The 24,949-nt window shown below is 64.7% G+C and carries 23 protein-coding genes; 13 read left to right on the top strand and 10 right to left on the bottom strand.

Annotated features, from left to right (window positions below; all coding sequences use genetic code 11):
* Window positions 1-150 precede the first annotated feature (150 nt).
* The 3 genes from QQK18_RS06325 to QQK18_RS06315 all read left to right on the top strand — a co-directional run bounded on the left by QQK18_RS06325 (window position 151) and on the right by QQK18_RS06315 (window position 3,305).
* A complete protein-coding gene (locus QQK18_RS06325) occupies window positions 151-648 on the top strand; it encodes a cupin domain-containing protein (RefSeq protein WP_284339459.1) in 498 nt (165 codons plus the stop codon).
* Between the two features lie 70 nt (window positions 649-718).
* The gene (locus tag QQK18_RS06320; RefSeq protein WP_284339458.1) at window positions 719-1,804 is read left to right on the top strand and encodes a PLP-dependent cysteine synthase family protein; all 1,086 of its coding nucleotides are present in this window, start codon (window positions 719-721) and stop codon (window positions 1,802-1,804) included.
* Between the two features lie 25 nt (window positions 1,805-1,829).
* Window positions 1,830-3,305 carry a pyridoxal phosphate-dependent decarboxylase family protein gene (locus QQK18_RS06315; RefSeq protein WP_284339457.1) on the top strand — a complete coding sequence of 492 codons (1,476 nt, stop codon included), beginning with the start codon at window positions 1,830-1,832 and terminating at the stop codon, window positions 3,303-3,305.
* A 39-nt stretch (window positions 3,306-3,344) separates the two neighbouring features.
* On the opposite strand, the gene QQK18_RS06310 is transcribed toward QQK18_RS06315, so the two are convergent.
* From QQK18_RS06310 to QQK18_RS06300, 3 genes are all read right to left on the bottom strand, one after another.
* Complete coding sequence (locus QQK18_RS06310; RefSeq protein WP_348523209.1) at window positions 3,345-3,629, bottom strand: HAD hydrolase-like protein; 285 nt, start codon at window positions 3,627-3,629, stop codon at window positions 3,345-3,347.
* A gap of 4 nt (window positions 3,630-3,633) precedes the next feature.
* Window positions 3,634-5,382: an alpha/beta fold hydrolase gene (locus QQK18_RS06305; RefSeq protein WP_284339456.1), complete on the bottom strand. Its 1,749-nt coding sequence runs from the start codon at window positions 5,380-5,382 to the stop codon at window positions 3,634-3,636.
* Between the two features lie 120 nt (window positions 5,383-5,502).
* Complete coding sequence (locus tag QQK18_RS06300) at window positions 5,503-7,176, bottom strand: LuxR family transcriptional regulator (RefSeq protein WP_284339455.1); 1,674 nt, start codon at window positions 7,174-7,176, stop codon at window positions 5,503-5,505.
* Window positions 7,177-7,571: 395 nt separating this feature from the next.
* Here QQK18_RS06300 and QQK18_RS06295 point away from each other — a divergent pair, with 395 nt between their 5' ends.
* Complete coding sequence (locus QQK18_RS06295) at window positions 7,572-8,780, top strand: MFS transporter (RefSeq protein WP_284339454.1); 1,209 nt, start codon at window positions 7,572-7,574, stop codon at window positions 8,778-8,780.
* A 146-nt stretch (window positions 8,781-8,926) separates the two neighbouring features.
* Window positions 8,927-10,930 (top strand): BCCT family transporter, encoded by a 2,004-nt coding sequence (locus QQK18_RS06290; RefSeq protein WP_284339453.1) that lies wholly within the window; start codon window positions 8,927-8,929, stop codon window positions 10,928-10,930.
* Between the two features lie 80 nt (window positions 10,931-11,010).
* Here the strand turns inward: QQK18_RS06290 and QQK18_RS06285 are convergent, their stop codons facing one another.
* The 5 genes from QQK18_RS06285 to QQK18_RS06265 all read right to left on the bottom strand — a co-directional run bounded on the left by QQK18_RS06285 (window position 11,011) and on the right by QQK18_RS06265 (window position 15,561).
* On the bottom strand, window positions 11,011-11,226 hold the full coding sequence (locus QQK18_RS06285; protein WP_284339452.1) for a hypothetical protein: 216 nt from the start codon (window positions 11,224-11,226) through the stop codon (window positions 11,011-11,013).
* Complete coding sequence (locus QQK18_RS06280; protein ID WP_284339451.1) at window positions 11,223-11,831, bottom strand: hypothetical protein; 609 nt, start codon at window positions 11,829-11,831, stop codon at window positions 11,223-11,225. The genes QQK18_RS06285 and QQK18_RS06280 overlap by 4 nt, the downstream gene beginning before the upstream one ends.
* A 15-nt stretch (window positions 11,832-11,846) precedes the next feature.
* Window positions 11,847-12,620, bottom strand: coding sequence for an SDR family NAD(P)-dependent oxidoreductase (locus tag QQK18_RS06275; RefSeq protein WP_284339450.1), 774 nt, complete (start codon window positions 12,618-12,620; stop codon window positions 11,847-11,849).
* Window positions 12,621-12,723: 103 nt separating this feature from the next.
* Entirely contained in the window at window positions 12,724-14,253 is a 1,530-nt protein-coding gene (locus QQK18_RS06270; RefSeq protein WP_284339449.1) for an MFS transporter, read from the bottom strand.
* A 324-nt stretch (window positions 14,254-14,577) separates the two neighbouring features.
* Complete coding sequence (locus QQK18_RS06265; RefSeq protein WP_284339448.1) at window positions 14,578-15,561, bottom strand: LysR substrate-binding domain-containing protein; 984 nt, start codon at window positions 15,559-15,561, stop codon at window positions 14,578-14,580.
* Between the two features lie 237 nt (window positions 15,562-15,798).
* Here QQK18_RS06265 and QQK18_RS06260 point away from each other — a divergent pair, with 237 nt between their 5' ends.
* Both QQK18_RS06260 and QQK18_RS06255 read left to right on the top strand, forming a co-directional pair.
* Window positions 15,799-16,452 carry a DUF998 domain-containing protein gene (locus QQK18_RS06260; RefSeq protein ID WP_284339447.1) on the top strand — a complete coding sequence of 218 codons (654 nt, stop codon included), beginning with the start codon at window positions 15,799-15,801 and terminating at the stop codon, window positions 16,450-16,452.
* Between the two features lie 42 nt (window positions 16,453-16,494).
* The gene (locus QQK18_RS06255; RefSeq protein WP_284339446.1) at window positions 16,495-16,944 is read left to right on the top strand and encodes a YdeI/OmpD-associated family protein; all 450 of its coding nucleotides are present in this window, start codon (window positions 16,495-16,497) and stop codon (window positions 16,942-16,944) included.
* Window positions 16,945-16,999: 55 nt separating this feature from the next.
* On the opposite strand, the gene QQK18_RS06250 is transcribed toward QQK18_RS06255, so the two are convergent.
* Window positions 17,000-17,758 (bottom strand): FadR/GntR family transcriptional regulator, encoded by a 759-nt coding sequence (locus QQK18_RS06250; protein WP_284339445.1) that lies wholly within the window; start codon window positions 17,756-17,758, stop codon window positions 17,000-17,002.
* Window positions 17,759-17,935: 177 nt separating this feature from the next.
* Here QQK18_RS06250 and QQK18_RS06245 point away from each other — a divergent pair, with 177 nt between their 5' ends.
* From QQK18_RS06245 to QQK18_RS06220, 6 genes are all read left to right on the top strand, one after another.
* Window positions 17,936-18,913, top strand: coding sequence for a tripartite tricarboxylate transporter substrate binding protein (locus QQK18_RS06245; protein WP_284339444.1), 978 nt, complete (start codon window positions 17,936-17,938; stop codon window positions 18,911-18,913).
* 25 nt (window positions 18,914-18,938) lie between these two features.
* On the top strand, window positions 18,939-19,409 hold the full coding sequence (locus QQK18_RS06240; RefSeq protein WP_284339443.1) for a tripartite tricarboxylate transporter TctB family protein: 471 nt from the start codon (window positions 18,939-18,941) through the stop codon (window positions 19,407-19,409).
* A gap of 4 nt (window positions 19,410-19,413) precedes the next feature.
* Window positions 19,414-20,934, top strand: a complete 1,521-nt coding sequence (locus QQK18_RS06235) for a tripartite tricarboxylate transporter permease (RefSeq protein WP_284339442.1) — start codon at window positions 19,414-19,416, stop codon at window positions 20,932-20,934.
* 30 nt (window positions 20,935-20,964) lie between these two features.
* Window positions 20,965-21,783 (top strand): SDR family oxidoreductase, encoded by an 819-nt coding sequence (locus QQK18_RS06230; RefSeq protein ID WP_284339441.1) that lies wholly within the window; start codon window positions 20,965-20,967, stop codon window positions 21,781-21,783.
* 34 nt (window positions 21,784-21,817) lie between these two features.
* Window positions 21,818-22,495 (top strand): RraA family protein, encoded by a 678-nt coding sequence (locus tag QQK18_RS06225; protein WP_284339440.1) that lies wholly within the window; start codon window positions 21,818-21,820, stop codon window positions 22,493-22,495.
* 176 nt (window positions 22,496-22,671) lie between these two features.
* The gene (locus QQK18_RS06220; protein WP_284339439.1) at window positions 22,672-23,505 is read left to right on the top strand and encodes a carbohydrate-binding domain-containing protein; all 834 of its coding nucleotides are present in this window, start codon (window positions 22,672-22,674) and stop codon (window positions 23,503-23,505) included.
* A gap of 59 nt (window positions 23,506-23,564) precedes the next feature.
* On the opposite strand, the gene QQK18_RS06215 is transcribed toward QQK18_RS06220, so the two are convergent.
* The gene (locus tag QQK18_RS06215) at window positions 23,565-24,884 is read right to left on the bottom strand and encodes an MFS transporter (RefSeq protein ID WP_284339438.1); all 1,320 of its coding nucleotides are present in this window, start codon (window positions 24,882-24,884) and stop codon (window positions 23,565-23,567) included.
* Window positions 24,885-24,949: the final 65 nt, after the last annotated feature.

Genomic DNA, 24,949 nt, shown 5'->3' with positions numbered 1-24,949 from the left:
CACGGTCAGGTGTTCTATCACCGAAATCACCGCGCTGCATCTTTGATCGGGCCTGCCAGGCCTCACAGATCCTTGGTGGCAGCGGACGGCTAGCAGACGAACGGCTGGCCTCCTTGGTGAGACAGGTTCGTCATCAGATGGAGAACGACGATGAAACGTGCATACAGCATCAAACGGGCGAGCATAGCGGCCACGGCCGCTGTCGGCGTGCTTTTCGTCACCTTTGCCTTTCCCGCCCTTGCACATGACAGCGAGCACCATACCGCCATCCCCGTGGATAATGTCGTCTTCAACCCGGGTCCGCCGACCTTGCCGGCCGGCGCTGAGATCGCCGTGTTGATGGGCAGTCCCGCCGAGCCCGGCCCGTTCGTCATCCGGCTGAAGTTTCCTGCCGGCTATGAAATACCGCCCCACCGGCACCCCCAGGAGGAGCATGTCACCGTTCTTTCCGGCGGCTTCGGCATGGCGACAGGAGAAACGCACGACCGGGCTGCGGCACCTCTGCTGGCAGCGGGAAGCTTCGTGCGGATCCCCGTCGGCGAGGCGCACTACGCCTGGACGCAGGAAGAGACGATCGTCCAGCTCAACGGCATCGGTCCGTTCGGCGTCGAATATGTGGACCCGATGGACGATCCGCGCGCACAATGAAGTCTCAGGGCCGCCGGGTATCCGGCGGCCCTGGAGCGCGATGCCATTTAATGGATGAGGGAGACCAACCATGTTGGACAAAGCAGCAATCAGAACGACGGCCGGTCGAGGGCGCCTCTTCGAAAGCATTCTGGAGACCGTCGGGGACACCCCGACGATCCGGATCAACAATCTCGGGGTGGATCACGCGACGATCTACGTGAAAGCCGAGTTCTTCAACCCGATGTCCTCGGTCAAGGACCGGCTGGCGCTCAATATCATCGAGGAGGCCGAGCGCAGCGGAACATTGAAGCCGGGCCAGACGGTCGTCGAGGCGACCAGCGGCAATACCGGGATCGGGCTCGCCATGGTGTGCGCTCAGAAGGGCTACCCTCTGGTCGTGACCATGGCCGACAGCTTCTCGGTCGAGCGCCGCAAGCTGATGCGCATGCTCGGGGCCAAGGTCGTCCTGACGCCGCGCGCGCAGAAGGGCTTCGGCATGTACAGGAAAGCGGTGGAACTCGCCGAGGCCAATGGCTGGTTCCTCGCCCGCCAGTTCGAGACCGCGGCAAATGCGGACATCCATGAGGCGACGACGGCCCGCGAGATCATCAACGATTTCGCCGGTTCGCGGCTCGACTGGTTCGTGACCGGCTACGGGACGGGCGGCACGGTTGCCGGCGTCGGGCGGGTCTTGCGCCGGGAGCGGCCGGAGACCCGGATCGTGCTCTGCGAACCCGCCAATGCACAACTCATTGGCAGCGGCCAGGCCCAGGAACGTGCAAGCGACCACTCTCCGGCAGCCAGCCATCCCGCCTTCGAGCCGCACCCCATCCAGGGCTGGACCCCGGATTTCGTTCCCTACGTGCTGCAGGAGGCTGTCGACTCCCGCTTCTATGACGAGGTGATGCCGGTTGCAGGCCCCGAAGGGATCAAGTGGGCGAAAGCACTGGCGCAAAAGGAAGGCATATTCACCGGCGTTTCCGGCGGCTCGACCTTCGCCGTGGCGCGTCAGGTCGCCGAACGCGCACCCGCCGGATCGGTGATCCTCGCCATGCTTCCCGACACCGGCGAACGCTACATCACCACGCCGCTCTTCGAGACGATCGAAGCCGAGATGGACGAGGAGGAGACCGCTCTTTCGCGCTCGACGCCCGGCTACCAGTTCGTCGCGTGACGATGCCCTTTGAATGGAGCATGAGATGGACGCGTTGCATCGCCCAGGGGCTGCGACCGGTGAAGAAACGCTCGACCCGACCGATTGGGCCGTACTCGGGGCACTTTCCCACCGCATCGTCGACGACGCGATCGGCTTTCTGCGCGATGTGCGCGAGCGCCCCGTGTGGCGGGATATGCCGGCTGAGGTAAGGACGTTCTTCGATACCGCCTTGCCTCGCTCGCCGGCGCCGCTCGGCGAGGTCTACAGGCAAGTCACGGAGAACGTGATGTCCTATCCGATGGGCAACATCCATCCGCGTTTCTGGTCGTGGTACATGGGATCCAGCAACTTTACCGGTGCGCTGGCCGATTTCCTGGCGGCGATCCAGGGATCCAACCTCGGCGGCGGCAATCATGCCGCCGCCCTGCTGGACGCTCAGGTGGTCAACTGGTTGAAGGAAATGGTGGGGTTTCCGGCTTCGGCCAGCGGCACGCTGGTCAGCGGCGGCTCCATGGCCAACCTCATCGGGCTGACGGTGGCGCGCAACGTAAAGGCTGGCGTGGACGTGCGCGAGCATGGCGTCGCGGCGATCGACAAGCCGTTGCGCTTCTATGCCTCGGATCAGGTCCACAGCTGCCACCGCAAGGCACTTGAAGAGTTGGGGCTGGGCAACCGGGCCCTGCGGCGCATCCCGAGTGATGCCGGGTTTCGAATGGACGTCGCCGCTCTTGCTGCAGCGATTGCGCAAGACCGCGCCGCTGGCTTTCTGCCTGCCTGTATTATTGCCAACGCAGGCACAGTGAACACTGGTGCGATCGATGATCTCTCAGCGATCGGTGATCTGGCAGCTGAAGAGGATATCTGGTTCCATGTCGACGGCTGCATAGGCGCGCTGATCGCCATCGCCCCCGAAAACGCCTTGCGCGTTGACGGCATCGGGCGCGCCGATTCCCTGGCGCTCGATCCGCATAAATGGCTGCATGCGCCTTTCGAAGTCGGCTGCGCCCTCATCCGCGACCCCTCTGCCCATCATGCGGCTTTTGCGGTGACGTCCGAATATCTGGAGGCGACATCGCGCGGCCTCGCCGCGGCAGCGTGGCTGCACGAGTACGGGTTGCAGACCACACGCGGCTTCCGGGCGCTGAAGGTCTGGATGGCGCTCAAGGAGCATGGCGCCGAAAAGTTCGGCCGCCTCATCGACCAGAACATCGCTCAGGCGCGGTACCTCACCACCCTTATCGAGGCCGAGCCCCTTCTGGAGCTCGCGGCCCCCACAACGATCAACATCGTCTGTTTCCGGTATCGTGCGAAGGGGGTGGAGGCCGAGGCGCTAAAGGCCATCAATACGGAAATCATGCTGCGGCTGCAGGAAGAGGGGACAGCGGCAATTTCGGATACGACGGTGCATGGCGAGCATTGCCTGCGGGTCGCCATAACCAATCACCGCACACACCGCGACGATCTCTTTCTGCTCGTTGAGGAAACGGTCCGCCTGGGGAACGAGATCGCAGGATCCTGAGCGGCTGGGACGCCTCAGGCTCGCGCCCAGAACCAGCCTCTAGCTCGCAGATAGCTCTCCGCTGACCATCGAACGAACCGTGCGGGCGAGGTCTGCAGTCGCTTCCGCCAGCTGATCTGCGCCGGCAGTCTCGAGTTCGTCTCTTGCGCCATAATCCCAGTGCACGCCAAGGCCGCGTATTCCCACCGCATGGGCCCTGGAGATGTCATATCGGCGGTCCCCGACCATGACGCTGTGCGAGGGCGGAATATCCTGTTGCGACAAAATATGGGCGAGGAGTTCGGGGGAGGCGGCTGCGACCGCCTCTCTTGTAACCCGGACCACCGTCTCATTTTTTACCGATACCGATATTGACCGGGTTGGTGAGATAGGCTCGGCCGCTATCGTCTGTCTGCTCCTGCACCATTTCGTCCAGCACGCCGCGAACCGTATCGCGCTCGGATTTGGTCAGGCCGAGCTCGCCGAGCACCTCCTCCACAATCGGATTGCTCCAAATGATCCAGTTCCAGAGTTCCTCTCCTGAACTGAATGCTGTCCGCTCGGTGGTCGTCTCGACACGGATCTTCTTGAGACCGGCGGCTTCCAATTCAGCGCGCAGCCGCTCGGGGTCGCTCAACTGGAACGGCAATGGCGGGGGGGCCACGGACGGGCCTTCGAACCCGGGCCGCACCGACTGAACCGCGCCTACCAGAAAGCGCAGGAAGTCGACTTCGTGCGGGTCGCCATAGGTGATGACCAGAACGGTTCCCCCCGGCTTGACGACACGGGCCATCTCGCGAATGCCTGCGGGCATGTCGGGAAATAGCATCACACCGAACTGCGACCCGGCGATGTCAAAGCTTTCGGCTTCGAATTGCAGGGCGTGGCCGTCCATGACGCTTGTGTCGATCGCAAGTGCATCCTTTCGTGCGCGATCCTGCAGCAGCTGGAGCATCACCGGCGACTGGTCGACAGCGACCACTTCTGCGCCAAGCCTCGCGGCGGGGATGGCAAGGGCGCCACTGCCGCAAGCAACGTCGAGGAACCGCATCCCCGACTGTAGTTCGGCCCGCAGCAGCGCCTCACCGGCAAGCTGCATCTGGGTTTCAGTGTTGGTCCTGTCATAGCCGGGCGCAATGTGATCCCACGCCTCGCGCGTATGCGGCGGTATGTCGGATGCGGCGGGTTCACCATACCTGCTGATGGCCTCCCGCAGCGCTTCGACGAATGCAGCAGGCTGCTCGATTGCGGGATCGTCCGCGGCGTCTTCGATGACGTATAGCGGCCAGCCATGGCGAGCGCTTGCCCTCTCCGCCACGTTCAGCGAGGTTGCGAGATCATGTCGCCCCCAGATCAATACAGTCGGCACCTCGATACGAGCGAGATCGTCCGGCGCAATCTCTGGAATGCCGAACTGCTCCATCAGGCCGTGTTGGGTGGGTTTCAGAGGGGCCGTCCGGGCGCGATCCAGATTGTAGGCTTTGAAATTGTCCCACGTGGTGCCCAGGTCCGTGCGAAGCCTGTCCAGATCGAAGGCGCAGCGTTGCCAGAGCCGATCGTGATTCTCCTCGCTCGGCTCTGTCGCGAACGTCATGAGTGCCTCCCCGAACTCCGGCGCAGGCTGGAAGGGCGTAAGCCCCAGCGCATCCGAGAGCACGAGACAGCGCAGACCCGCGCCTCCCGCGGCCGCATAGCGCGCGGCGATGGCGCCCCCTAGAACCTGGCCCACCAATACAGCAGGGCTCTGACAGGTCTGCTCGATCAGTTCGCCCAGCCAGGCGAGTACGCGGTCCGTATCGACGGTCCCGTCGATCGCGTTGGATTTCCCATGACCCGGAAGGTCGGGTGCTATGACCCGGTGGGTCTTGATGAGCTCGGGGATCACTCGAAACCATTTGGCGGCGTATTCGCCCGGGCCATGCAGAAGGACGAACGGCGGCCCGATGCCGCCCTCGAACACGTTGGTCGAAATGCCTGCCAGTTGCACGCGCCGCTCGGCAACGGGAAGATCTGTCAACAGCCGCAGCCGCGCCTCCTCGGCACCAATCACCGGTCCGGATTGTTCTTTCGTGGTTTCAACTCTTCGAGCCTTGTTCATGACCTCCTCCATTCCTTCGATGGTCTGGAGGCAGGCTAGAGCCGACCGTGGCCGCATGCTTCGGGGAAAGCGCGGAAATTGCAGCGAACGCGCAATGGGTGTTTCCACGTATAACGGAGTTCAGACGAGGTGGTGCCCGTAGGCCCATGCAGTGGCTGCCGCGCGCGATGACAGGTCGAGTTTTGTAAAGATATTGCTCACATGCCGCTCGATTGTGCGTTCGCTCAGGAAAAGCTCATCGGCGATGGCCTTGTTTGTCTTGCCGGTAGCAATTAGCCGCAAAACCTGCAACTCGCGCTGACTCAGGCCGTGCAATCCCGCACGCGGCCTCGCCATAAGGTCCTCGACGCGGCGGAGGTCCGGATAGGCGCCCAGTCTATCGAACCCGGCTTTTGCGGCCGCGAATTCAAAGTCGGCACCGTCGCCGTCACCTTGCGCGCGGCAGGCAAGTCCGATCTGGATGCGGATGCGGGCAGCCTCATATGGTGCGTCGATTGCATTCCACACCTCGAATGCAGGGCGCAGCGTGACGAGAGCCGCGCCGGCGTCTCTATTGGCAAGAGCGAGAGCTCCCCGGGCTTGGTTGGCCATGGCACTCAGCACTGTAGATTTGAAAGCTGCTGCGATCTCTTCCAGTTCCCCACATGCTTGTTTGGCCTCGCCGAGTTCTCCCACGGAGATTGCAGTCTCGACATACGCCGGAAGAAGGCGCGCCCTGTGCAGCCGATCCTTTGTGGTGCCTATCACTCGTCGTATTGCTGCGATTGCCGCGTCCTTGCGCCCCTGCGCCAGACGCAGCAGGGCCAGTCCCGGCTGCGGTTCGTGGCCAAACCGGCTGGCGCGGCGATAATCCTCCTCCGCCGCGTCCAGCTCGCCCCTGAGGCGATGCATCTCGGCCCTTTGATAAAACGCCGTTGCCGGAGGTTGCGGATCGAAACCATCAAGGAAACGCTCGCAGGCTCGGCCGGCTTCCGCAATTGCATCGCCCCAGGCGCCGGCAAGCTGCATGATCTCCGCGCGATGGACCAGGCAGGTGCCGGTGAATGCAACGATCTGCGGCTGTTTGCTGCACCAGGCGGCAAGGGCGGATGTCCACTCCCGCGCTCGGTCAAAGGCGTAGATATCGTGGCAGGCTTCGATGACGCTGCAATAGATCAGGCCCGTCATGAGTGGCGACAGCTCATCCTCGATGACTGCGACCATAGCTTCGTCGAGAAGGGCGAGACCCGCCGCCACTGAACCTTTGCGGAGAAGTGCGCGCCCCTGGAGATGCAGCGCGACCGAAAGCAGATCAGCATCCTGAAACCGCTCACCGATATCGGCGGCATTTTTTGCTTCGTGCAGAGCTGAGTCGAAGTCACCCTCGGCAAGCTTCTCCTCGATGACCGGTATCATCAAATAGCCCCGTTCGACGCAGTCTTTCCCGTGACGCTGCAACAGGCGCTTTGCCCGGGAGAACCATCCGCTCGCCGGACCTGTTTGTCCTCTGCTGGCAAGGCGGAAACCGAGCCAGAACGCCGTGCGCACGGCCCGCGTGCAATCGTTGGCCTCGACGTATGCGCGATGGGCGCGGTCGAAGGCGCGCAGGGCGTCTTCGTCTCGATTGGTCAGGTACGCGGATATCGCCAGCCGCTCCAGATCTTCAGCGGAAAGTGGCGCCTCCCGGTCGATTCGCGAAAACACGGCAAATGCGTCAGCCCAGTCATGACGCCCAAAGCAATCGCGACCTATCGACAGCTCGGCGTGCAGGGCAGATCCCGATCCGTCCGCATTTTGCTCGTCAGCGCCTTCCATCCACCTCCCTCCGGCGACAGAGGAGTTCGAGACGAGCTAGCCTAGCAGCAAATCCTGCCTTTTTCAGCGTACTCGACCAGGTTGTGTTGGACGTCTGGCTTCCCGGATCGCGCCCTCGGGTCGGCAACAGCCTGGACAGATGCCGGCCTAATCCGGTCGTCGGCATTATGCCCGCGCTTGCGAAGCGCCAGTGGGTATCCGGCGGCTTCCTTCTCCGCAATGCCAAGCCCATTCAGAACGATCAGCCCGTTCAGAGGCCCGAAGACATCAAACCGCGACTAGATCCGCGATGTCGGCGCATTGCGGACAGTCGATGGACTCAGGTACCCGAGTCCAGGTGGCGATAGCTGAGGACGAGGCCTTCCTTATCCTCCGGCAATGCCGGGAGGGGAACAATGGCCACCAGGATACCGCCGCTGTCGCTGATGCTCGGCACGAGCATGTTCCTCTCGGGCGTGACCTTCGCGACCACTCTGCCCTATGCGGCGATCGTGGGCATCGAGAAGCTCGGGATGTCCAACGCGACCTATGCGGCGCTGGTGTCGGCCGGCGCGGCGGTGGGAGCGGTGACCTCGCTGCTGATCGGCTACGTCTCGGATCGCGTGCCGGACCGGCGCATCCTGGTCCTGGTGTCGTCCCTTGCGGGTGTCATCGGCTACGGGCTTATTTATCTCTTCCGCAACCAGATGAGCTTTTCGATCGCGACGGTATTCATCATTCCCCTTGCGGTCGCCATCTTCTCGCAGAGCTTTTCGTTCGTGCGCGCCTTCTACAGCGAGCGGGCGCCGGGCAGGGCGGATATGATGGTCTCGGTGATGCGGACCATCTTTTCGGCTTCATGGGTGGTCGTGCCTCCAGCCGCGGGCATCATCGCCGCGCTGACGTCGGTGTTCGATGTCTATCTGATCACGTGCCTCGCCTACCTCGCCATCGGCACGATCTTCATCCTGATGATGCGCAACCCGGCGACCCGCGTAGCGCGCCCCGCGCCCAAATCCGCTGCCGGACCGACGCAAGGGCGAACGTTGGACGCTGGCACATTGTGCGGTCTCCTCGCGATCCTCATCGTGATGATCGCCATGCGGCTGGTCCAACTGGCCATGCCCCTGATGATCGTCAACGATCTGGGCGGCAGCATCAGCGACGTGGGGCTCTATGCGGGCACGGCGGCGCTGACGGAGATACCTTTCATGCTCCTATGGGGGTATGCGGTCGGCCGTTACTTCTCCAAGGTCGCGATCATCGCCTTTTCCGCCGCGTTGCTGGGCGTCTACATCCTTCTGGTGCTGCGCGCGGCCACCGTCATGGATGTCCTGATCCTGCAGGTGGTCAACGGCGTGGCGGCATCGGCACTGCTCTCGATCAACATCAGCTATGTCCAGGACACCATCAAGGGGCGCATCGGGCTCTCGAGTTCGCTGATGGACGTCATCGCCATTCTCGCAACGCTCGGCGGAGCGGCTCTCTTCGGAACCCTCAGCGCCGGCTCCGATTACCGGCAGGTCTTGTGGGCGGCGGCCGCCATCGCGATCCTTGGTGGCGTGGTCATGGGTGTCGGCAATTTCGGTCGGATAAGATTGCGACGTTCGACCGCTTCGCCGTGAAGTCTGGCGTTTGGCGCCTCTTTGCCACGGCTGTGGCGTCAGCGGGAGCACGAGCAGGCTGATTACCGTCAGGCATGAAACCAGAGGCGCCCTTCGCGGTTCTCCCAACCGAGGACAGCGTTGGGGCTGACAGTTTTGGTGACCGGATGTCCCGTTTCGTGATCAACCCGCCAGTCTTCTTCGGCTCCGTTGCGATCATCGGGCTTTTCGTTGCTGTTGGCGTCGTGTTCCCCGGACAGGCAGAGGCCATCTTCGGCGCCATGCAGGGCTGGGTGCTGGGCGCCTTCGGCTGGTGGTACCTGCTGTCGGTGGCGATTTTCCTCGGTTCGGTCATCCTCATTGCCGCAAGCCGTTTCGGCAATCTCAAGCTCGGACCCGACGACGCCACTCCAGACTTCCGCTACGTGTCCTGGGTGGCCATGCTCTTTGCCGCGGGCATGGGGATCGGGCTCATGTACTTCGCCGTGGGCGAGCCGATGACTCATTTTGCCGCCCCTCCCGAGGCCGAGCCTCTCTCCATTGCCGCGCAGCGCCAGGCGCTGAGCGTCACCTTCTTTCACTGGGGCTTTCATGCCTGGGCGATCTATGCGGTGGTGGGACTCTCGCTCGCCTATTTCGGCTATCGCTACAACCTGCCGCTCACGGTGCGCTCGGGCCTTTACCCGCTGCTCAAGGAGCGGATCAACGGGCCGATCGGCCACGCGGTCGATATCTTTGCCATCTGCGGAACGCTGTTCGGCATCGCCACGTCGCTTGGTTTCGGCGTGCTGCAGATCAATGCCGGCCTCAGCTATCTGCTCGAGGTTCCCAACAACACGCTCGTCCAGATCGTGCTGATCACAATCATCACCGCCGTCGCCACGATCTCGGTCGTCACCGGTGTCGACAAGGGCATAAGACGCCTCAGCGAACTCAACCTCGGGGTCGCCCTCCTGCTCATGCTCTTCGTGCTGGTGGCCGGCCCGACGGCCCTGCTCCTGCGCGACCTGGTGCAGAACATCGGCTTTTATCTCGATACCATCGTGCTGCGCACCTTCAACATCTACGCCTATGAGCCGCGTCCCTGGATCGACGCGTGGACCCTTTTCTACTGGGCCTGGTGGATCTCCTGGTCGCCGTTCGTCGGCATGTTCATCGCCCGGATCTCGCGTGGCAGGACGGTGCGGGAATTCGTCGTGGCCGTGCTCTTCATCCCGGCAGGGTTCACGTTCCTCTGGATGACTGTGTTTGGCAACACCGCCATCCATATCGACACGACGGTCGCCAACGGGGCTTTGGCGGTCGCCGTTTCCGAAGACCTTTCGGTGGCCCTGTTCCAGTTCTTCCAATATCTGCCTCTGCCGGCGCTCACCTCGTCACTGGCCGTGCTTCTGGTCGCGATATTCTTCATCACCTCCTCGGATTCCGGCTCCCTTGTCGTCGATACCATCGCGGCGGGCGGGGAAACGCAAACGACCGCGCTCCAGCGGGTGTTCTGGTGCGTGCTGGAGGGGCTGATCGCCGCTGTGCTGCTCGTTGCCGGAGGCTTGGCCGCGCTGCAGTCGGCCACGATCGCCACGGCGCTTCCCTTCTCGCTGATCATGCTGGTGCTGATCTGGTCCCTGTTCACCGGGATGAAGTCCGATCTGGCGCAGCAACGGGTCGGGCAGGGAGCAAGCACCCCCTCGGCCCATCCCGCCGCCGGACTGACCTGGCAACGCCGGCTCGGGCTGATCCTCAACGCTCCGGGCGAAAAGCAGGTCATCGGCTATATCGCCGACGTGGTAACACCGGCTCTCCAGAATGTGGCCAGGGAAATGGAGGAGCGTGGCCGCGCCGCGACCGTTTCGGACGGCGGCGGCGAACATTCCGTCGCGCTCACGATACCGGCCAGCGGCGTGCGCGATTTCTTATATGGCGTGCAACTGACCGCTCATCGCCTGCCGGCATTCTCGGCGCTCGAAGCGGCCCAGGCGGACCTGCGTTTCGAGGCGCGCACGTTCTTCAGCGACGGCAGCCGCGGTTACGACCTGATGGGCATGACGCAGGACCAGGTCATTGCCGACGTGCTGGTGCAGTTCGACCGGTACCTGCAGCTCATCCAGTCGCCCGAAGCCTCGCTGCTGGCGGGGGCACCCGAGCATGCGGCGGAAGCCGACTCGTCCCGTTGATCAAACTCGAAGCCTACCGGAACTGAGCCTGCCCGGCGGTGGCACATCCTCGACGATGGGGCGTTACTGATCCAGTGTTGTCACCGGAGCCTGCCGAGTAACCTCAGCAGCCTGAGCATCCGGGGCAGCAGGAGTACGGCGAGCAGGAGCATCGCGGTTATCGCGGTGGCCAGCAGGTAGGATTTAGCGCCGACCTCGGACGCGACGTGCGGGTGCCCGAGGGCCGGCAGGGGCCAGAGGACGGCGATGGTGGCGATCCAGGCTCGTATTGCCCGTGCTGAGGGGAAGGCCATCATGCTGCGCTCCCGGGGGTCGTCGACGCGAGCGCGTTCGGCGGCTGACGTTCCGAGCGGATCCGCCCGATTTCCTTCATCATGACGTAGAGGCCGTAATAGGCCGGCACCAGCGGCAGTGCCGCCGTGTACATCCCGGACTCGTAGTGGAACGTGCCGTCGATCACGAAGGGGAAGACGAAATGGGCCAGTTCGGCGATGGTCATGGCAATGAAGAAGGCGCAGAGAAAATAGTAGCCGACCGCCCACTGCTTGATCAGCGCGATCGCACCCCCGACCCAGATGAAGGGTGCAAGCCAGGCGATGACGAAGAGCAGGTCCGCTTCCGGCACGGTGCGGCCGGCCAAGGTGGACACCAGGACCTCGAAGTCGGTCAGATACTCCTCATAGGTGTGGACGAGGAACAGCATGACCGTCAGCAGGTAGGGAACGATGACCTTGCGAGAGTCGAAGGGGGTCCGCCAGGCGGTGGCCATGTAGAGGATGAGGCCGCCCCCGAAAGCCACAGCGAAGACCGCTGCCGGAATGGGCCCCAGCATCACGTATCCAATGGCGACAATGGTGCAGATCAGCAGGATGGGAAGGATGAGCGTGCGGGCTTGGGTCATGGATTTTCCGTTGTTCTAGGGTGTCGCGGCGGCCGCGCCAGGTCCCAGCCCTGCTGCATAGAGGGGTTCGAGGGAGGCGAGTTCCAGTGTGCTGCCGCTGAGATGCCGGGCAGCGTCGCCCATGAGGTAGGCGGCATAGTCGCCCACGGCCTCGGCGGGAAGTCCGCTTCCCGGGACCGTCGCATGGTCCCGCACGAAAGCTCGGTGCATGAGCTCGAAGATGGCGATGTCCTTGCCTTCCAGCTCCAGGCAAAGGCTCTTGAACAGCATCTGCTGGGCGGCGGTGGCGATCGAGACGAGGCCAGCGCCTTTCCATGGTGTCACCGCCAGCGGGCCGTTGATAAGCAGGTAGTGGCCGCCGCCGTTCTCGAGCAATGCCGGCAGGAACAGCCTCGCGGCGTCGAAATGGGCCAGCAGGTAATCATCGAGCACCTGCCTGAGCTTTTGCGGATCGGCTTTCAGCAATGACGGAGCGTCTTGGAAGCGCCCGAGCGAGGCGACGGCACCGTCGATGCGGCCGTGGCGACTGGCGAGTTCGCGCAGGAGCTCCCGCCCCCACACCGGGTCGCCGATGTTGCCCTGGTGCGTCGAGAGCCGGTCCATCCCGCCGCCCTCGGCCCGGCTCTCGACGTGCCCCCGGAGTGCCGCAAGCTTCTCCTCTGACCGCGAAGGGACCGCCACCTGCGCGCCGGCGGCAAGCAGCGAGCCGACGATGAAGGAGCCGACATTTCCGGTGCCGCCGGCAACGACGACGTTTCGTCCCGCAAGGGATTGAACATTGCTGGCCATCGTGATCCTCCCGTTTTTGCCCGGTGGATCTGGAATAGGCGTGACGGCTTCGCCCGGCAATCGCGCCGCGGCGGACGCAGCGTCCGGCAGAGCGAACAGCGGATCAGACCGGCGCCACGGCCGGGCGCTGCTTGCGGAACATCACGATGGCGGTTACCGCCGCCGCCAGCACCACCGCGCCGCTGACGGAGGCGGTGATCTGCATGGCTTGGGTGAAGGCGTCGCGCGCAGCTTCGAGAAGTGCCGCGCCCGACGGTCCGGGCATCGCCTCGGCGATCGCTGCTGCCGGGCCGATACCGCGCAGCGCCGTCGCTGCCAGATCGGGCGACATGTCCGCCGGCAGGCTCGCGCCGAGCCCCGCGCGATAGAGCACTGTCACCAGGCTTCCGAGAAGCGCGATGCCCAGCGCACCACCGAATTCAGAGCTGGTCTCGTTGAGCCCGGAGGCGGCCCCGGCGCGGTCGGGCGGTGCGGCGCTCATCACCAGGTCCGCCGCCACCGCCGCGCACGGCGCAGTCCCCAGCGACAACATGACGAAGCCGGTGATCAGCAGCGCGAAGCCGTTCGGGCCGTCGAGCTGGGTGAGGAGGAAGTAGCCCGCCGCAGCCACTGAAAGGCCAAGCCCGAGCACGTAGGCGGGCCGCATCAGGCCGAGCAGCACCGAGGTCAGCAGCGAGCCGGCGACGAAGCCGAGGCCGGACGGCAAGGTCCAGAGCCCCGCCTCGAACGGCGTCAACCCGAGCACCAGCTGCAGATACTGGGCTATGAAGAGGAGGGCCCCGAAGGCGGCAAAGAAGCCGAAGACGTTGATGGCGAGTGCCGCGCTGAACATCGGTCGGCCGAAGAGGCTCAGATCGAGCAACGGCTGCTCGAGGGTGGCCTTGCGGCGCACGAACACCGCGCCGACCACGAGGCCGAAGGCGATGGTTGCGGCCGCTGCCCAGCCATCGCCACCTTCGGCGACCTGCTTGATGCCGTAGATGATCGCAAGCACGGCGACCACCGACATGGCTGCGCTCAGCAGGTCGAGCCGGCCGGGATTGGGATCCTTGTACTCGGGCAGCAGCCTGGGGGCCAGCACCAGAAGCAGGACCATCACCGGCACGGCGATGAGGAAGACCGAACCCCACCAGAACCAGGCGAGGAGCGCCCCGCCGATCACCGGGCCCAGTGCGCCGCCGACGGAAAAGCTGGCCACCCAGACGCTGATGGCAAAGGTGCGTTCGCGATCGTTGGGGAACATGTTGGTGATCAGCGAAAGCGTCGAGGGTGCCAGCGTCGCGCCGGCTATGCCGAGCAGGGCGCGGGCGAGGATCAGCATGGCGGCGCTCTGTGCGAAGGCCGCGAAAATCGAGGCAGCGCCAAAGCACGCCGCCCCTATCAGCAGGAGCTTACGGCGGCCGATGCGGTCGCCGAGCGTCCCCATGGTGAGCAGCGCTCCGGCCACGAAGAACCCGTAGATGTCCACGATCCACAGCAATTGTGCGGCCGTGGGCTTGAGATCGGCCGTCAGCGACGGCACGGCCAGGTTGAGGACGGTCAGGTCCATCGAATAGAGCATGCACGGCAGCGCGATGACGGCGAGGCCGATCCATTCGCGCCGGCCGGCTCGCGGAGCATCCTCAGTGGTCATTGCCGATCTCCTTCAGATAGGTTCCAGCGGGGAGGGTGCCCCGCTTCACTGTATCGACGAACCGCTGGATCGGCTTTCGACAACCCACGAAAACTTTTCGGCCGCTGAAGGCTTGCGGCCGTTCGTACCCGCGAGGATTTCCGGTCCTCCACGCGGCATCGCCTCAAGATCCTGGCCAGCGTTCCTGTGGAGCTTCAGGACGCCGGACTGGAATAGGCTCGACGGCGTGTCCGGAACAACCATGCCGCGGCGGACGCAGCGTCCGGCAGTGCGAACGTCAGCAGAGCGACGTGTGGCCATGGCAGCTGCCAGGGCGCGATGTACCTATGACAGCGGGCGCAGAGCCGTGAGGCGCATCGCCTGCGGGAGGTGGCGGGCGATATAGAGAGCGAGCGCGCGTACGGAAGGCACCTGGCCCCGCCGGGACGGCACGAGCATGCTGATTTCGGCTCCGCCGGCATGCCAGTCCGGCAGCACCCGAACCAGATTTCCCTCCGCCAGCGCCGTCCTGCACAACCCGGCCGGCAGGGCCGCGATCCCTAGTCCGCTCGCTGCTGCGGCTTTCAGCGATTGGGCGTCGTCGGCGGCGATGCGGGACGACATGCGCACCCGGCACTCGCTGCCGGCGTCGTTTCGCAACAGCAACTCCGGTGCGTCGGCCATGGCGCTCATCACCAGCCCGGCATGGGCCGCAAGGTCGGCCGGCACGACAGGCAGCGTCATGCGCTCCAGGTAGGCTGCCGACGCGACCAGCCAGCGGGGCGAGAAGCCGAGCCGCTTCTGGATCAGGCTCGAATCCGGGAGCTGCTGTATGTGCGCACGTACTGCCAGATCAAAACCATCATCCACCAGATCGACGCTGCCGTTGCTGGCGTGCAGTTGAAAGTCGACATCGGCGAACTCGGTGGCAAAGCCGCAGAGCACCTCCACAAGGCCCGAGGTATAGGTGGTCGACGAACTGCTGATCCTGATGGTGCCGCCCGGTTCAGCCAGACGGCTCTTCAGCAGTACATCCAGCTCTTCGGCTTCATCCAGTATGGCGCGGGCATGAGCATAGACCTGCCTCCCGAGCTCGGTGACGCTGAAGCTCCTCGAGTTGCGCCGCAGGAGGCTGGCGCCGACCTCCTTCTCGAGCGCGGCGATCCGGTCGCTGACGCTCGACTTGGCGAGGCCAGTCGCCCGTGCAGCGGCCGAGAAACCCTGACTGTCGACCACCCGCACGAAGAGGGCCAGGCTATTGAGATCCATGAGCGCCATACGACCGTTGAACAACCATGCGGTGAAGCTATGCACCTCCTCGTTTAACACTCAAGAGCATCGCTAGCCGTCGGGGTCTTCGGCGCCATAGGCGCGCCGCCCCTTCCCGCCAGGGACGCGTCGGACCTCGAGCGGCGGTCAGCGGGGCACCGCCGCAAAGGGAAGTAGCATCCGCTCTGGCGGTTTGCATTTACCGTGCCGTGTCGACTCCACCCGTCCTGCTTCGTCGTGAACGCAGAACCGGACGCCGTCCGATGCGGCCGGACCGCCATGACACTCGAGGACAAGATGACCGCTGGCAAGACTTCCCTCACACGCAACCTCCTGATGGCGGGCGTCGTCGCCGGGCCGCTCTATGTCGCGCTCGGGCTCTTTCAGATGGCGATCCGCCCGACCTTCGACATCACGCGCCACCCGCTCAGCATCATGAGCAATGGCGATCTCGGCTGGATACAGGTCATGAACTTTACCGTGACCGGCATCCTGACGATCCTCGGGGCCATCGGCATCCGTCGGCTGATCCATCCCGGCCGCGCCGGAACGTCAGGACCGATCCTGCTTGGCCTCTACGGTTTCGGGCTCGTGGCCGCCGCTATCTTTCCCGCCGATCCGATGCTGGGTTTTCCGCCGGGAACCCCGGCGGACGCCATGGAGATCAGTACCACGGGCATCCTCCATTTCGTGGCCGGCGCGGTCGGTTTCCTGTCATTCATCGCCGGGTGCTTCGTCTTTGCGCGCCGCTTCTTTAACCAGGACGAGCGTGGCTGGGGGATCTACTCGGTCGCCACCGGTGTGATCTTCCTTGGCGCGTTCGCCGGCATCGCATCGGGCGGCGGCAATCCTCTGTTCAACGTCGCCTTCGCCATCGCAGTGGTCGTCGCCTGGGCCTGGATCTCGGCCCTGTGCCTCAAGTTCCGCCGCGAGGTCCATCCCGATCGGTGAAGCTCACGTTCAGCAGCCAGGCTTTGCCTGCCGGAGGTCATCATGCCGAAGTTCGATACTGTTCTGCTTCAGACCGGCGCCAACACCACCGGAATCGTGATCCCGGCCGAGGTGGTCGAGGCGCTGGGGTGGGGCAAGCGCCCCAAGGTCACTGTCACGCTCAACGGGACCTACACCTATCGCAACACGGTTGCCGTGATGGGCGGAGAATATATGGTCGGTGTCAGCGCCGAGCACCGCGAGAAGTCGGGGCTCAAGGGCGGCGACAGGATCTCCGTCGAGCTGGCGCTCGATACCGCGCCGCGCACTGTCGTGGTGCCTGCCGAACTGGCCGCCGCACTGGCCGGGGATGAGGCGGCCAAGAGTGCTTTCGAGAAGCTGAGCTACAGCCGCCAACGCCAGCATGTCCTGGCGGTCGAGGGCGCGAAGGCTGCCGAGACCAAGGCGCGGCGGGTCGAGAAGATCATCGAGACGCTGAAGGCCGGCAAGTAGTCTCGTGGCTGTCCACGGCCTCGCGACAGGTTCGTCACGTCGAGCTGGGCCTGTCCTAGGGATCCGACGCAGACCGGTCGGCCGATGCGGATTGCTCGATGGCAACGCGCAGGTACTCGGCGCTGTTGTCGATGTGGGCGCGCATCAGGGACTTGGCGCCGTCGGCGTCGCCCGCCTTGATCCTGTTGTAGATGTCGAGGTGCTCGTTGTAGGCGGCCTCGTAGGATTTGGTCGGCACGCTCGAGGTGACACGGATGACCTCGGTCACCAAGCCATAGAGATTGTCGTAGAAGACCGAGAGGATGGTGTTGCCCGCCGCATCGACGAGGGCACGGTGGAAGGCGGCGTCGGCGGCGGTAAAGCTGCCGAAGTCCTTGTTGTCGCCGGCCGCGCGCATGTCGGCGAGTGCGGTTTCCACTTTGGTCAGATCGTGGGTCTCGCCTGATGTCAGGAGGTCGAGCACGTCGCTTTCGATCATCCGGCGCACCACCATCAGTTCCGTCAGGTAGCGCGGATTGGCGGTGAGCAATTGCCGGACGGTCGTCGCCAGCGTCCCCATGAACTCGCCGACATCGTCACGCACCACGGTAGTGCGCTCGCCGTGCCGCCGCCGAACCAGGCCCTTGGTCTCAAGGATCTGGATGGCCTCGCGTACCGAGCGCGTCGAGACACCGAATTCTCGCGCCAGCTCGCTCTCCGAGGGGAGCCTGTCGCCAATCGCCAGTTCACCGCTGAGGATCTTGCCCTCCACCACGCTGGCGACGGCCGAGTGCAGCTTGTCTCTGGCGGGGGGCGTTCCGGTATGCGCGGTCATCAAGATTCCCTCATGCGAACGCCTGCGGCAAAACTAGTCATGTCATAAGTTGTGTCAAGCACGGCGGTCAAGTGTTGACATATGACTTATGACATGAGAGGTGGAGCTAAAGCTGGCTCGCCGATCACAGCCAATACGCTGCACTCGCCAGCATCCGGCAGCGTGGGAGGACAAGATATGAAGGTTTTCAAAGCAGCGCTCGCAGCTTCACTGTTGGTTGGTGGATCGCTTGCCCTGACGGGGCAGGCGCTGGCGGAGTGGCCCGAGCGGGCCGTCACCATCATCGTCCCCTGGTCCGCCGGCGGCGGCACCGATGCGACGGCGCGCGCCGTCGCCCAGGAGCTCGAGGAGCGGTTCGGCCAGCCGTTCAACGTCGTCAACCGCACCGGCGGCGGCGGGCTTGTTGGGCACATCACCATCGCCAACTCGGCACCCGACGGCTACACGCTCGGCGTCATCACCATCGAGACGACGATGTTCGAGGCCCAGGGCCTGCCGGGCGCGGCTCCGGAGAACTTCACCCTGCTCGGGCGCTTCAATGCCGATCCGATCGGTATCAACGTGCGCGCCGATGCGCCCTATGCGACGGCCGAGGACCTGATCAAGGCGGTCAGTGCCAATCCGGGTGCGCTGAAGGCTTCAGGCGCCAACCGTGGCGGCCTCTCGCACCTCGCCTGGGCGGGCCTGCTCAACACGCTCGGTGTCGATCCGGAAGCCAGCCCCTGGGTTGCTTCGGACGGTTCGGCTCCGGCCATGCAGCAGCTTGCCGCCAACGCCATCTCCATCGTCTCGACCTCGCCTGCCGAGGCGCAGTCGCTGGTCGATGCCGGCGAAGCCAAGACCCTGGTGGTGATGGCGGATGAACGCAGCTCGCTCTATCCCGACATCCCGACGGCTGGCGAGGCGCTTGGTGTCGAGTGGTCGCCGCTGCCCTTCCGCGGCATGGCCGGTCCCGCCGAACTGCCTGAGGAAGTGGTGACCAAGGTGTCTGAGGCCTTGGCGGAGATCACTGAGGACGAGGACTTCATCACCATGATGGAATCGCGTGGGTTCTCGGTTGCCTACCAGGATGCGGAGACGTTCACGCAGACGGTGATGCGCTCGCGCGATGCCCTGGTCGAGGCCATGCAGGCGGTCGGTCTCGCGCAGCAATAGGTAATAGGCAAAAAGGAGGAGCGCCATGCGCATTGACGACCGCATTCTCGGTGTCGGGCTGGCGCTCCTTGCCCTTTTCATCATCCAGCAGGCCCAGACGATCCCGTCCGTTCCCGGGACCACCTTCGGTCCGTCGCTGATGCCGACGCTCATCGGGCTGGTCATGGTGGCCTGCGGTCTTGCCGTCTTTCTCGGGGGCGTACGCAGCGCGGGGGCAGGACCGCTGATCGATGTCTCGGTGTGGCGCGGTCAGACCCGCGGGCTCGTCTGCGCGGCCTGGGCGATCCTCGGCGTCATCGTCGGCATCGCCGTCATGCCGTGGATCGGGTTTCCGCTGTTCGGGCTGATCTATGCGCTGCCGCTGATGCTGCTGATGGGCGCACGCCCGATCGCGGCGTTGCCGGTGGCGGTGGTCGTCGTCCTCTGTGCCTATCTGGTCTTCAAGCGGCTGCTCTATGTGCCGCTGCCGGCCGGCCCGCTGACGTTTCTAGGATAGTGCGATGGGTCTCGACGTCCTGATCCCCGCTCTTAGCCTGGTGTTGCAGCCCCAGGTGCTCGTCGTCGTTCTATTGGCCACCATCTACGGCCTCTTCATCGGGGCCATCCCCGGGCTCAGCGCCACCATGGCCACAGCGCTGCTGATCCCGCTGACCGTTTACATGGATCCGGTGCCGGCGATCGCGGCGATCGTTGCAACGACCGCCATGGCGATCACGGCGGGTGATATTCCGGGCGTCCTCCTGCGCATTCCGGGAACGCCCGCGTCGGCCGCCTATGTCGAGGAAGCCTATGCGCTCAACCTCAAGGGCAAGGCCCAGCTCGCCATGGGCATCGGCATCGTGTTCTCAGCCGCCGGGGGGCTCGTCGGCGCCATCATCCTGTTGGTCGGCGCACCGATCCTGGCGCGTGCGGCGCTCAATTTCTCCAGCTTCGAGTTCTTCTGGCTGGCGCTTCTCGGGCTCCTGACCTCGGCGCTGGTCAGCACCAACGCACCGGCGCGCGGGCTGTTCTCGCTCTGCCTCGGGCTGCTGATCAGCACCGTCGGACTCGACGTCACCTCCGGCCAGCCCCGTTTCACCTTCGGCGTGATCGACCTCTATGGCGGGGTCAGCTTCATTCCGACCATGATCGGCATGTTCGCCTTCGCCGAACTGCTACGCGGCCTGTCGTCGGCGGGGACGACGCCGCCGGTCCCCGAGCGGCAGAAGTTGTGGAGCAACCCGTTCGCCGGTGTCGGCCGCATGTTCAGGACGTATCCCTGGAGCTTCGTGCGTGGCTCGGGTCTCGGCGCGGCGATCGGCGCGCTGCCGGGCGTCGGTGGCGACCTTGCCGCCTGGATCGCCTATGGCATGAGCAAGCGCTTGTCGAAGACGCCCGAAAAGTTCGGCACGGGCCATGAAGAAGGCCTCATTGAAGCCAGCTCCTCGAACAATGCCGGCCTTTCGAGCGCCTGGGTGCCGGCGCTGGTCTTCGGTATCCCCGGAGATGCGGTGACGGCCATTGCCATTGGCGTCTTGTTCATGAAGGGGCTCAACCCCGGCCCGCAACTCTTCGTCGACAATCCGACGATGCTGACGGCCGTTATCCTCACCTTCGCCCTCGCCAACCTGCTGCTCATCCCCATCGGGTTCTTTGCCATCAAGGGCGCCCGCCATGTGCTGGCGGTGCCGCGCGGGCTGATCGTGCCGACCATCCTGGTGTTCTGCGTTGTCGGGTCGTTTGCCATCAACAACACGGTGTTCGATGTCGGCGTCATGCTGGCGGCAGGCCTTGTGGCATACCTGATGGAGTCCAACCGTTTCCCGATCGCGCCGGTCATCCTCGGGCTGGTTCTCGGCCCCATCCTCGAGCGCAATTTCATCATGTCGATGCAGATCGCCGACGGCAACCTCCTAGGCTTTTTCGGCCGGCCAGTATCCGCGGTCCTCGGGGTGATCGTCTGTGCCGTCGTCCTGATCCCGCTCATCCGCAGTGTGCTGCGCACGCGTTCCAGATCGACCGCCGATATCGGCGCGTCGTGACCTTCCAGTTCAGATTAGGGGTACTTTCAAATGTATGATCCGTTTTCCGTAGAGGGCCGCGTTGCCGTCGTGACCGGCGGGCTCGGCCAGCTCGGAACCCAGTTCTCCAAATCGCTGGCCGAGGCCGGGGCAAAGGTCGCGATCTTCTCCCGCCGCCCGTTCGATGATGCCAAGCTTGCCGAGAAGTTCCCCGGCCTGACCGACAACATCCGCGTCTATGAGGCGAGCGTCACCGACAAGGACGCGCTGGAAGCGGCGACCGAAAAGCTCGTTGCCGACTGGGGCGTGCCGCAGGTGCTGGTCAACAATGCCGGCATCGATTCCAAGCCCGATGGATCGGCCGAGCAAAATGCGCCCTTCGAAGTCTATCCGCAGAAATACTGGGACGAGATCATCGAAACCAACCTTACCGGCGTAATGCTGACCAGCCAGGTGGTCGGCAGCAGGATGGCTGAAGAAGAGCGCGGCTCGATCATCAATGTCGGCTCGATCTACGGCATGGTTTCGCCCAATCAGGCGCTCTATGCGTATCGCGAGAAGCGCGACGGCGTGCCGTTCATCAAGGCGATCTCCTACGCAGCCTCCAAGTCCGGCCTCGTCAACATGACCCGGTACCTAGCCACCTATTGGGGTCCTAAGAAGGTGCGCGTCAACCTCATCTCGTTCGGCGGAGTCAAGACCGCGAGCTTCGACAAGGAGTTCGTCGATGCGTTCCTCGAGCGCGTACCCATGGGGCGTCAGGCCGAGATCGACGAATACAACGGCGTCATCCGGTTCCTCGCCTCGGATGCCTCGTCCTACATGACCGGCTCGAACGTCGTCGTCGACGGCGGCTTCACCGCCTGGTGACGCCCACACCCGCCACTCTGAACAGGACTCCCTCATGAGCATTTTCGATTATTCGACCACTGACTGGGCGTCGATCAACCGCCTTTCCAACTGGTATTCCGGCGACATCCATGACGTCATGGACAAGCATGGCGCCTACGGCCACCTCAAGGGCATTTCGCTGTTCGGGAGCCTGCCTCCAGGCAAGGTGGTCTGCGGCCCGGCGGTGACCGTCCTCTACGAGCCCTCGACCCGCACCGGACAGCCGCAGGATGTCTATCACGGCGCCATCGACGGCGTGATCAAGGGCGGGATCATGATGGTTGATGCGTCCTGCGCCGAGGGCTCGGGCACGGGCGAATTGATGTCGACCGGAGCCAAGGTCGCGGGTGCTGCCGCGACCGTCGTCCACGGCACCGTGCGCGACCTCGCCGAGGTCCGGCATCTCGACTATCCGCTGTTTGCCCGCGGCACGAGTCCGGTCGGCGTCTCGGGCCGCATGGAGCCGACCAGGGCGCATATCGACCTCGATATCGATGGCGTGCGCGTGCGTCCGGGCGACGTGATCTTTGCCGATATCAGCGGTGTCGTCGTCATCCCGCGCGAGCTCATTGCGACCATCGCCGATGCGGCCGACGAGAACGGCAAGGGTGAAGCGCTATGCCGGGAGCGGATCCTGTCGGGCGAAACGCTGCAAAGCGTCTGGCCGCTGGGCAGCAGCGGGCCGGCGTGAGGGCGGGGGAAGCCGCCGTCAATGGAAGGCACCATCTCTTCCCGCCTGCGCTGGGATGCCGGCGGGAAGAGAGAATGTCTTAACCATTGGCCCATCCCCGCGACCGTGTGACCGCAGGCCCCGGCATCCAAGTCGCGACCGGAACGTTGCGAATGCGATGCGGTGGGGAAGCTGAGATGGTCTTGCGTTCTGGAGCCTGCGCCCTGGCGAGTGCCGCAGTGATCGCGGCGGCGCCGTGCGTTGGTGCGGAAATGGAGCTTACGCTGTCGGGCACGGCCTATGACGGCGGCCCGGCGTTCGAGGCGGCGATCGGCGGCGAGGTGGTCGCGACCGGTACGATCGACGATCCAGTTCCGGAGGGAAGCGTTTTCCACTTTACGGTCGACGACCGGATCCTTGCCGGCAATGGTGATCTCACCATCCGCTTGACCAACGACCATTATGGCGGTGAGGGCAAGGACCGCAGCCTCCACATCCTCGGCGGCAGGGTGGGGGACACGCCGCTGGCGCCCGCTCAATTCATCCTCACCAGCAATGGCGAACGCATCGAGCGGGACACGGGGGCAGTCGTGCAGGTGTGGTCGGAGGCGGAAATCGCGGTCGTCAATGCGCCGCCGGGCGGCTGGCTCGAGGCAGGGGCTTTGCCAGAAGCTGATGCGGCAGGTGGAGAGACGAGCGCCGCCTCCTGTTCCGCCGCGGCCGAGATCACCGGGTTCGCGCACAACGCGACCGCGAGCGAGGCCAACGTCTCGCAGGCCCTCAGCGACGTCGTCGACGTGGCCAACAGCGGAGTTTGCTCGGTCACCATAACTGGCTATGCCGACGTGACCGGTTCGGCACTGATCAACCGGCGGATCACCGCGGCGCGCGCTGCCGTGGTGCTCGACCATCTTCTGGCGAGCGGCGCCCGGCTTCCGGCCGCCAATATCGTTGCCACCGAGGGCACGACCCAGTTCGGGCCGGACGCCGCCGCCAACCGGCGCGTCGTCGTGCAGTTCTGGGGGCCTTAGGGTGTGCTGATATTCAACACGATGCCGGTCTATGTCGGTGCGTGCTGGTTCAATCCTCATTACCGTTCCGGCCAGGACGCGTGCTCGTCGTCGATGATGTAGTCGTGGAGGTGCCGGTAGCCGGCGCTTGTCGCCCGCGCACCCGCAAGATGCGGATGGTCGGCAGGCAAGTCCTCATGCGTGTGCTCGAGGGCGGTCGGGTCCGACGCCGGCCAGAGGCGCATTGCCAGGATCAGGCCCGCCGCGGCGATGGCGGCCATGACGAGGAAGGTTGCGGGCATGCCGACCGTGGCTCCCAACCACCCGGCGAGAGGATAGGTGATGAGCCAGGCGGCGTGGGAGAGGGCGAACTGGGCGGCAAAGAGGGCAGGGCGATCTTCTGCATGCGAGGAACGCCGTATGAGCCGACCGGATGGGGTCTGGGTGATCGAATAGCCGATGCCGACCGCGAACCAGGTAAAGAGCAGCGGCACGAAGCCGGAGAGGAGGCTCCCGGCCAGCATGCCAGCGGCGAGAATGCCGGCGCCGGCGAGCATGACCGGCCGGTCCGGCACGCGATCGAGGAGCCGGGGCAAGGCCAGCGCGGCGAGCATCGAGCCGCTGCCGAACGCGGCGAGCGCGAGCGCCGTCGCTTGCTGGTTCAGAGCGAAGATAGACTGGACGAGCACCACGGTGTTGACGATGACCATGGCTCCGGCCGCCGCGACCCCCAGGGTCAGCGCCAGTAGACCTTGCAGGCGCGGCGTGTTGAGGTAGATGCGCAGGCCCCTCGTGGTGCGGTCGTAGATGCCGCGTGGCCTGGCGGGCTTCGGGCTCGGCAGCACGACCGAGACAACCAGCAGCGCCGAGGCGAGGAAGCCGAGGACGGTGCCGGAAAACAGGGCGTTGAACGAGACGACGGCCAGCAGCGCCGCGGTGAGCAGAGGGCTGACGAGGCTTTCCAAATCGTAGGCGAGCCGCGACAGCGAGAGGGCGCTTGTATAGTCCTTGTCGTTGGCCAGCACATCGGGGATGGTCGCCTGGAAGGTCGGGGTGAATGCGGCCGAGGCCGATTGCAGCACGAAGATCAGCAGATAGACCTGCCAGACCTCGGTGACGAACGGCAGACAGGCCGCAACGCTCGCCCGCACCAGATCGCACGCGACCAGCATGAAGCGGCGCGGCAGGCGTTCGGCGAAGGCCGAGGCGATCGGCGCAACGCCCACATAGGCGACCATCTTGATGGCAAGGGCCGTGCCCAGCACCGCGCCCGCATCGGCACCGGCGAGTTCAAAGGCGAGCAGGCCGAGCGCCACCGTCGCAAGGCCCGTACCGACAAGGGCAATGACCTGGGCCAGGAACAGATGGCGATAGGTCCGGTCGGTGAGTACCTTCAGCATTTTGGCCTCAGTAAGGGAGATGGGCGTGGTGGCGCGGCGATAACGCCGCGCCTGAGGCCGGTCGG

Origin of the sequence: Devosia nitrariae, assembly GCF_030160115.1 — a bacterium.
GTDB lineage: Bacteria > Pseudomonadota > Alphaproteobacteria > Rhizobiales > Devosiaceae > Devosia > Devosia nitrariae.
This window is presented reverse-complemented; position numbering and strand designations above follow the sequence as displayed.

Excerpts from the sequence above, each read along its gene's own strand:
- QQK18_RS06220 (WP_284339439.1), top strand. The coding sequence starts at position 22,672 with ATGGTCTTGCGTTCTGGAGCCTGCGCCCTGGCGAGTGCCGCAGTGATC.
- QQK18_RS06325 (WP_284339459.1), top strand. The coding sequence starts at position 151 with ATGAAACGTGCATACAGCATCAAACGGGCGAGCATAGCGGCCACGGCC.
- QQK18_RS06305 (WP_284339456.1), bottom strand. The coding sequence starts at position 5,382 with ATGAACAAGGCTCGAAGAGTTGAAACCACGAAAGAACAATCCGGACCG.
- QQK18_RS06295 (WP_284339454.1), top strand. The coding sequence starts at position 7,572 with ATGGCCACCAGGATACCGCCGCTGTCGCTGATGCTCGGCACGAGCATG.
- QQK18_RS06280 (WP_284339451.1), bottom strand. The coding sequence starts at position 11,831 with ATGACCCAAGCCCGCACGCTCATCCTTCCCATCCTGCTGATCTGCACC.
- QQK18_RS06320 (WP_284339458.1), top strand. The coding sequence starts at position 719 with ATGTTGGACAAAGCAGCAATCAGAACGACGGCCGGTCGAGGGCGCCTC.
- QQK18_RS06300 (WP_284339455.1), bottom strand. The coding sequence starts at position 7,176 with ATGGAAGGCGCTGACGAGCAAAATGCGGACGGATCGGGATCTGCCCTG.
- QQK18_RS06260 (WP_284339447.1), top strand. The coding sequence starts at position 15,799 with ATGACCGCTGGCAAGACTTCCCTCACACGCAACCTCCTGATGGCGGGC.
- QQK18_RS06255 (WP_284339446.1), top strand. The coding sequence starts at position 16,495 with ATGCCGAAGTTCGATACTGTTCTGCTTCAGACCGGCGCCAACACCACC.
- QQK18_RS06235 (WP_284339442.1), top strand. The coding sequence starts at position 19,414 with ATGGGTCTCGACGTCCTGATCCCCGCTCTTAGCCTGGTGTTGCAGCCC.
- QQK18_RS06240 (WP_284339443.1), top strand. The coding sequence starts at position 18,939 with ATGCGCATTGACGACCGCATTCTCGGTGTCGGGCTGGCGCTCCTTGCC.
- QQK18_RS06275 (WP_284339450.1), bottom strand. The coding sequence starts at position 12,620 with ATGGCCAGCAATGTTCAATCCCTTGCGGGACGAAACGTCGTCGTTGCC.
- QQK18_RS06285 (WP_284339452.1), bottom strand. The coding sequence starts at position 11,226 with ATGATGGCCTTCCCCTCAGCACGGGCAATACGAGCCTGGATCGCCACC.
- QQK18_RS06290 (WP_284339453.1), top strand. The coding sequence starts at position 8,927 with ATGTCCCGTTTCGTGATCAACCCGCCAGTCTTCTTCGGCTCCGTTGCG.
- QQK18_RS06270 (WP_284339449.1), bottom strand. The coding sequence starts at position 14,253 with ATGACCACTGAGGATGCTCCGCGAGCCGGCCGGCGCGAATGGATCGGC.
- QQK18_RS06225 (WP_284339440.1), top strand. The coding sequence starts at position 21,818 with ATGAGCATTTTCGATTATTCGACCACTGACTGGGCGTCGATCAACCGC.
- QQK18_RS06245 (WP_284339444.1), top strand. The coding sequence starts at position 17,936 with ATGAAGGTTTTCAAAGCAGCGCTCGCAGCTTCACTGTTGGTTGGTGGA.
- QQK18_RS06230 (WP_284339441.1), top strand. The coding sequence starts at position 20,965 with ATGTATGATCCGTTTTCCGTAGAGGGCCGCGTTGCCGTCGTGACCGGC.
- QQK18_RS06250 (WP_284339445.1), bottom strand. The coding sequence starts at position 17,758 with ATGACCGCGCATACCGGAACGCCCCCCGCCAGAGACAAGCTGCACTCG.
- QQK18_RS06215 (WP_284339438.1), bottom strand. The coding sequence starts at position 24,884 with ATGCTGAAGGTACTCACCGACCGGACCTATCGCCATCTGTTCCTGGCC.
- QQK18_RS06315 (WP_284339457.1), top strand. The coding sequence starts at position 1,830 with ATGGACGCGTTGCATCGCCCAGGGGCTGCGACCGGTGAAGAAACGCTC.